The sequence below is a fragment of the Staphylococcus sp. HMSC62A08 genome, from assembly GCF_001839105.1.
Lineage (GTDB): Bacteria > Bacillota > Bacilli > Staphylococcales > Staphylococcaceae > Staphylococcus > Staphylococcus caprae.
This window is the reverse complement of sequence record NZ_KV840021.1, coordinates 1-950: the sequence shown is the minus strand read 5'-3', so window position 1 is coordinate 950 and position 950 is coordinate 1. Positions and strand designations below refer to the sequence as shown.

Here is a 950-nt window from a genome sequence, read left to right as displayed (position 1 = left end):
TTATCGAGTTCTTCTAAATTTAATTTTAAGTTTTGAATTTTACCTTTATGAAAAATAATGTTGTCATAACCAATTCTTTCAATCATTTGATTTTGATATTTTTTAGCAAGGTTTAACATATCATCATTCATATCTACACCAATAACTTTGCCTGTTTCACCAACAATTTGAGAAACTATATAAGGAACTTTGCCACCGCCGGAACCTAAATCTAATACTGTGTCTCCTTCTTTGATTTTGCCTAAAGGATCTCCGCAACCATAATCTTTCTCTATAATCTCATCTGGTATAAGCTTTAAATATTTTGTATCATATTCTACTGGGCAACATAAGTTTTCTTCGTGTTTTTTAGCTGCATTTCCATACCTATTGATTACTGAAGTTTCTTGATTCATTAATTTATCCTCCTTAAACTTAAACAATTATATTAATTATTAATCCTGTAGCAATAGCTACAACTAAAATTGCGATAACGAATGAAACTACAAATTTTTTCTTGAATAATTTAGATAACAATACAACTTCGGGAATACTTGCCCCAGCACCACCTATGATTAATGCAACAACTGTTCCTAAGGACATCCCCTTTGATACTAATGCTTCAGATATAGGTAACATTGTTTCAGGTCTGATATACATAGGAATACCAATAACAGATGCAATGAATACAGATATAACGCCATCTCCACTTGCGTATTTTGTAATAAATGTTTCGGGTACAAATCCATATATGAATGCTCCAATAAATACACCAATAAATAGGTAAGGAAGCATTGGATATAAAAATGCCCACGCATCGTTTAATGCTTGTTTAAAACGAGATCCTGTTTTATTAGCAAAAAATCCATCGCCTTTAACATTTACTCCTTTATAACTTTTAGCTAAATTCATTTTTGAAAATACAAAACCTGTTAAGATACTAAATATTGCTAGTACAACAAAATAAACAG

General features: G+C 30.5%; 2 protein-coding genes. Both read right to left on the bottom strand.

Features of this window, described 5'->3' with window-relative positions:
• A partial coding sequence (locus HMPREF3264_RS00010) for a methyltransferase domain-containing protein (protein ID WP_141764413.1) occupies positions 1-395 on the bottom strand: 395 nt, incomplete at its 3' end.
• 19 nt (positions 396-414) lie between these two features.
• A partial coding sequence (locus HMPREF3264_RS00005) for a permease (protein WP_176746794.1) occupies positions 415-950 on the bottom strand: 536 nt, incomplete at its 5' end.